Below are 5,931 nucleotides of genomic sequence, written 5' to 3' on the forward strand. Positions count from 1 at the left end.
GGATACGTGATTTGAAAGCAGCCCAGCCCCATGAACTATGTCAAAGAAAATGTTCGCCACCATACAACGACTCGTGCAGGGCTGGACATTCGGTTAAGAAATTTGCTGAGCCACCCAATGGCTCGGCGTAAGGCTATTCAGCTTTCATGGCGAATATGCAGACGCTATTCATCACAGTCGCCCCAAGGCGGAATGGTGAAGTGCGCAATCACTACTTGAAGACGGAGTGTACTCAGTCGCTTCCTTCAATATCTCTGCTTCCTGTGTCTTTTTTCCCAAGAGCCTTTGCAACTCTCGAATCTCGTTCATCGCGGCGGCTAATTGAGATGCGGGAACCAAAGCCTCGCCGATATTGTGAGGGGCCAGAGTACCATCTTGGTACTGCTTCCGCCATGCGGACACTTGATTGGGATTGACTTCATGGCGCCTGGCCACCTCTAAGACGGTTACACCTGGTTCCAGGGTTTCCTGCACAATAGCAAGCTTTTCATGCACGGACCGCCGCCGCCGCCGCTCTGGCTCGCTCAAGGCCTCGTTTCCTCCTTCAGAAGGGTTGGACTTCAAACTGGTCACAAAATATCTCCTCTAATTTAAAAACGTCCCTAGGTATCATACGAGGCAGGCATGTCTTGGTGAACACGCTGACATTAGCTAGCTCACCGTTCCATTAACTCATCAGGCAGCACTACCGCGGACTCTTTAGTTTCCAGCCAATTGCGTAAAGCATGAAAACGAAATATTAAAACCCATGCGTTACATGGCCCAAGAGACTGAAACTGAAACAAGGAACGCCGCACGTTTTTGATTTGCCTTAGCATGCTTCAGCATCTGATACATGACAGGTGACTAGAATGAGGCGTCTTGTGGCTTGCAAAAACCTGACGCAGCCTGGAGTCGATGACTTCGAAGAAGTACCATCACTACCTTGCAAATAACGCCTCAGCAATTCTTCGAGCGAGCTTCGCACCAATGTTGGTGGAACCCGGAGTTGTAAGTCATTTGAATGAAAAATCATCAGCCGCCTCCAGGAAGTCGGGATTGTAGAGGGCGTACCTCCGGACGTAAAATGAACTGTATTCAAATCGTTATGAAGCTCGCTCATGAGGGTATGTGAAGACCGCTGCTGCAATAGAAAATGAGTACGGTACAGCACATCCATGACGCGCCCCTTCATGTATCAGAGATGCCCTGTGCCGGCATATGCCTTGACTATAGCGGGCACTTTGCTTGCCTCATAAGGCGTTATCATGCAGGACGAGGCCTTGGACTTTGATGAGTGAATTATATTTTTTCTCAGCGCTTCAAATGCTTCCATTACGGCAGAGTATTGCGTAAAATCGTTGTTCGAGGGTTCAGGGATAGCGACATTGCCGAGGCAAGGGCGACCGGCTTTTTCTTTGCACTCCCGCTGGGCTACAGCGCCGAGACTACCGAGCGCTCCAAAGATATAGCCATCGTCAGGCAAAATTGGAAAGATCACATTATCAAAGTAGTTCGCCTCGACAAAAAGATGTGCTTTTTCACTCGAGTCGATCGCATGCCAAGAACCATTCTGGAAATAGTTATTAACCACATGCACAATGGCATCGCTGCCAGAAACTTTCGGTGCTCGCCCGGAAAAATCATGAATCCAATTATTGGATAAAGTAATATTTTGCTTTTTTGCAGTTAGCAAGATATTCCAATAATGTTTCCCGTTGCACTCAGGTGAGTAAGCGCTTGTGCCGTCGAAATTATTCCACGAAATAGTGACGTTGATTGCAGGCCTGAAGTGATCGACAATCATTTGTCGGCCAATATTGTGGAAGGTATTATGATCTATCCAAACTCGGTCCACCCCTTCCAGCGATATTGCGTCGCCACCAAAAACGATGCCGTTATTAATGTCACTTATCGTAAGATTTCTTATTTCGACGTTGCGGGAGTTCACCAGACGCAGTCCCTTTCCCTTTAGCGCTGCGGACGAGCTGGCGCCAATTAAGGTCTTATTTGAACCGACCGATAGCGGATTTTTCCCGGCCGCATCGTAAGTAATCCCTGTGACTTCTTTTCCACTGCAATGCCTATCGTTCGCATCGACAAGGATCAATGCTTCCGGCTCGTACGGCGTCGGACATTCACCTTTTATTTTGCCGGGATAACAGCCACGCTCCGAGGAGGTTTTTTCTGTCCCTGTGTAGTCAATCGTTGTTGCGATTCTTATGATGCGTGGAGTTGCATCAGAGCATACTCCTTCCGCATTAAATGAATTACACAGGGCATTCTTCAGTTGCTCCCGGCCATCAATTGGATCTGTGATATTCACGACTTCCCCGCCCATCCCGCCGATCGTTGCTGCGCCGAACCCTTTCGGCCGACTAAAATCAAATTCCGTTGCGCACGATCCGGATAAATTAAACAGGAAGGCCGCCGAGCCCAGCACCAGAGTCGCTCGCTTGAATGCCATATGAAATAACATATAATTCCTTGTCAATATTTAGACATTGCCAATAATTGAGGTTTCCTATTTTCGGCTTCCATAGGTCCGGGGTTATGCAGCCCAATCTGTCGCCTGCTGAACAGTGAGCCAGTCCTGCAGGAACTGAGTCGGCGATTACGAAGGTGAGGGACGAATGACGACCACTGCGGTTATAGAACACTTCGATGTATTCGAACAGGTCCGCAGCGGCCTCACGTTGCGTCCGGTACCGCGTGGAAGGAGTTCGTTCGTTCTCCAAACTGTTGAAGAGCTCTTCGTCGGCGCGTCCCAACAATTTCCCCATGCCGGGCCTGCGGCGGAACCACGCCAACACATCCGCCACAAGGTCCGCCGTCATGCGCGCCTTGATGGACCAGCCCACGACTTCCCGATTCAACAGATCCAGCACCAATTCAGTGCCGGCTAAATCAACCCGTCGCGAGATGCGATGGTGGCAAATTCTGGGAACTTCAGGGTAGAATCTCGCGCGTCGCTACAGGGCCGGACGCTGTGTTGGTTGCAGGCAGCGGACTCATAATCCGCCGGGGATATCCCACCGTGGGTTCGAATCCCACCCGGCCCACCAAGCGCGATATCTTTCATAGCTCTTCGACTCTTCGCCAGGAACGGCGATATCCAACCAATCTGTAGCTTCACGTTCTCGAAGCTATAAAGGCGCACGACGGCCGCTGGACAGACAAACCAGGCACTGCGGGTATTGCATCGACCAAGTCTTCGAGGACAACCGAGTCGTGCCGATTGAAACCGATGACAGTCAGTGCCCGAGGAACGCCTTGCCGGTCTACGATGAGATGGCGTTTGCTGCCTAATCTGCCGCGATCTGTGTGGTTGGGCCCGGTATGCTCGGTGCTCGGGGCTGGCGCATTGCTGCGCTGGCAAGCTTCGCCCGACTCCACTCATCCCAGGTTCGGCGCGCTCGCGAGCAACACGGACGGTCTCTGTGCGCTTCACCTGGGAAAGCGTCGGCAACAGACAGACGCGCGCCACCCGCAGCAGGGTGCGGCTATAGCAGCGCGTGTCGCAAAAGTCGACTGTGGTCAACCACATCAAGTCACACCGGGGCAATATGTCCCTGTTCAGGGAGCGTTTGAACTGGCTGGCAATGACGAAGCCCGATCATAGCAGGAAGACCGCGCGCTTCGACGTCGGCTTGGGTCGACCCCGGAGCAGCTGCAGTAGCGGGCCGGCAGCAGCACTAGGAGTCGATATGTGTCAACAGGCAAGCACCTGCAATGTGCGTTGGTGCCCGTTACGCCGGGGTACGGGGTGACAATTTGCATACTGGGCGGTAATCGCGCCTGAACTGCGATTTTCTCCGACGCAATTGAGGCGGCGCGGGCGCCAATCCCATCATGACTTCGAACTGTAAATCTTATCTATTAAATTCGCATAAGTGTCAGGGCTCACTCCAGATTTGCTTAGCCTTGCGCGCAAAGTCCTACCTTTGATTTTATTAATGCTATTCTTGAGGTCCATTAAGCCTTGTAATTTCGGGGACTCCTTTACGTCCTTTGGCTGTTGCTCGACGAGAACGGCGACGGCATCAATTACTCTGCCTATTTGGCTTCCATAGCTGTGATCACGCGTGATTTCACGCTCCATATCCGGATCCGAGCTATTCTCCTTGTTGATGGTGATTGAATTGTTGGTAGTGCTATTGGTTGCGAACCAGCCCGGCAAAATCGGCTGGCAGAAAGTTGCAAATATCTGCGAAAACGCCTTCATGGTTTCCGCCATTGAGTCGATAAATTTGTCAGTATCATTGGCATTTTTATCATGTGCACACATATTTGCATACCTCATTTTCTATATAGCGGCTTGGACAATGTCTAGTGACTAATAAAGCAGGGATTGAGGTGGATAATCCTCGGCTAAAACCGTGACCACCAACCCTGCAATGAAAGGATCGGCGTACCTCATCTGCTTTGCCCCAGTCCGCTCACGCAAACCTTATGCCAAATAGCGCAGCGTTCCGAGAGACGCTCGTAGGCGGACCCAAAACAAGGGGGGCCGCTGAAGATAGTGACGGTTCAGCGTCGATTTGACTCGCCCACAGACGGCTCAGCGAAGCAGGTGCCGATCTAGGCGCAGATAGGATTGAGAATGAAGGGAACGGAAATAGTGCGGCTGAGACTACGGAGTCTGCGGCCACAGGTCCCTTATTCTCACATCTGCGGCAAGAATCGGCACAGTCATTCGAGCGATGCTATGTGCTGAAAGAATGCCCACATAATTCGTTGGCTTTGTCGAATTTCCGACGTCACGATTGCATATTTGGGCACCTCGGTGCCGGCGCGCTTTTTGTTTCTAAGCCGCAGTGCATCGAAATCTTTGATGACAGGTCACCGACTCATCTGCTCATGTCAGGGCTATGAAGTCGCACAGTAAGCTATATAGGAGGGCAAACTCGTAGAGCGAGCCGACAAGGTTTGTGATTAGCCAGCGCCCAGATGGGGGCAGTGATGATTCTACCTCCGGCTTTGGCAGATTCAGAAAGTGGCGGCGCGATTTTGGCAATGCACCGTTGTCTGATCAGTCAGTCCCGATTCGGCATCTCGCCGTCATACTCGAGCAATTGGCCGGTCAGCGCAACAGCTTGATGGAATCGTTCAGCCGGTGTATCGAAGTTTAGTGCCTTGCGCGGGCGTTCGTGGAGCCGCCTGGCAATGGCATTGAGCTTGGCTTGCGAATAGATCGAGAGATCGGTTCCTTTCGGAAGGTACTGTCTCAAGAGCTCGTTGGTGTTTTCGTTCGTGCCGCGCTGCCAGGGATTTTGAGGTTCGCAGAAATAGACCCTGATATCGGTCGCGACAGTGAAGCTCTTGTGGCCAGCCATCTCTGTGCCGCGATCCCACGTCAGCGATTTTGTAACAATTCCTGCTGTAGTTTGCCAGCGTGCTTGATCAGGGCGTTGACTACAGCCTCAGAGTCCTTGCTGGCAATCTTCACGAGCATCACGAACTTTGTCTGGCGTTCGACGAGTGTTGCAATCTGGCTGTTGGCGCTGCCGACAGCAGATCGCCTTCCCAGTGTCCAGGCATCGCGCGATCCTCTGCCGTATGGAAGGCCTGATTCAGGGTCGCATGTCATGACAACGCCACTTACCGCGATATCTTTGGCCATCGGTTGGACGAACACCTCGTCGGATGGCAATAGGGTGCCGTACGAAGAGAACACATCATCTATTGCTTGAATCAGTTGCTCATCGGTACGGACATTTAATACAGCGGTCTGCCATGCTGACGGGTGACCCGATCGATGACCGAAAAGCTGAGCCCGGGTGTGGCAAAAGTACTCAAACGGTTGGCGGAGGAAAGATGCTGCGCGACAAGGATTATCGGCCCACCTTCGATCGTCTTTTCGTAACCCTTCCCGGCCAGTCGGCTCGGCCAGTTCGAATGGCTGCAATGGCCGATCTTCTTCAGGTTGCGGTCATCAAAGGCGGCGTAATG

3 protein-coding genes, 1 tRNA gene and 4 pseudogenes are annotated in these 5,931 nt (G+C 52.1%); 1 reads left to right on the plus strand and 7 read right to left on the minus strand.

What is annotated here, in order from left to right:
• Nucleotides 1-177: 177 nt before the first annotated feature.
• From MKD50_RS29885 to MKD50_RS29895, 3 genes and pseudogenes are all read right to left on the minus strand, one after another.
• Nucleotides 178-573, minus strand: a pseudogene (locus tag MKD50_RS29885) (transposase); the annotation flags it as partial.
• A gap of 604 nt (nt 574-1,177) precedes the next feature.
• Nucleotides 1,178-2,446 (minus strand): pectate lyase family protein, encoded by a 1,269-nt coding sequence (locus MKD50_RS29890; protein WP_157625309.1) that lies wholly within the window; start codon nt 2,444-2,446, stop codon nt 1,178-1,180.
• Nucleotides 2,447-2,530: 84 nt separating this feature from the next.
• Nucleotides 2,531-2,870 (minus strand): annotated as a pseudogene (locus MKD50_RS29895) (IS3 family transposase); the annotation flags it as partial.
• A gap of 86 nt (nt 2,871-2,956) precedes the next feature.
• On the opposite strand from MKD50_RS29895, the gene MKD50_RS29900 reads away from it, so the two are divergent.
• A tRNA-Ile gene (locus tag MKD50_RS29900) sits at nt 2,957-3,044 on the plus strand.
• A 91-nt stretch (nt 3,045-3,135) separates the two neighbouring features.
• On the opposite strand, the pseudogene MKD50_RS29905 reads toward MKD50_RS29900, so the two are convergent.
• The 4 genes and pseudogenes from MKD50_RS29905 to MKD50_RS29920 form a co-directional block, all read right to left on the minus strand.
• Nucleotides 3,136-3,377: pseudogene (locus MKD50_RS29905) on the minus strand (IS5/IS1182 family transposase); the annotation flags it as partial.
• 452 nt (nt 3,378-3,829) lie between these two features.
• A complete protein-coding gene (locus tag MKD50_RS29910) occupies nt 3,830-4,267 on the minus strand; it encodes a hypothetical protein (RefSeq protein WP_012354759.1) in 438 nt (145 codons plus the stop codon).
• A 748-nt stretch (nt 4,268-5,015) separates the two neighbouring features.
• Nucleotides 5,016-5,535, minus strand: a pseudogene (locus MKD50_RS29915) (IS30 family transposase); the annotation flags it as partial.
• A 162-nt stretch (nt 5,536-5,697) separates the two neighbouring features.
• The coding region (locus MKD50_RS29920) for a hypothetical protein (RefSeq protein ID WP_172582634.1) at nt 5,698-5,931 on the minus strand (234 nt) is incomplete at its 5' end.

The organism is Cupriavidus mimosae (genome assembly GCF_023952485.1).
Taxonomy (GTDB): domain Bacteria; phylum Pseudomonadota; class Gammaproteobacteria; order Burkholderiales; family Burkholderiaceae; genus Cupriavidus; species Cupriavidus taiwanensis_C.

Bases quoted from the DNA above. Each gene is read 5' to 3' on its own strand.
- MKD50_RS29890 (WP_157625309.1), bottom strand. From the start codon at position 2,446: ATGGCATTCAAGCGAGCGACTCTGGTGCTGGGCTCGGCGGCCTTCCTG.
- MKD50_RS29910 (WP_012354759.1), bottom strand. From the start codon at position 4,267: ATGTGTGCACATGATAAAAATGCCAATGATACTGACAAATTTATCGAC.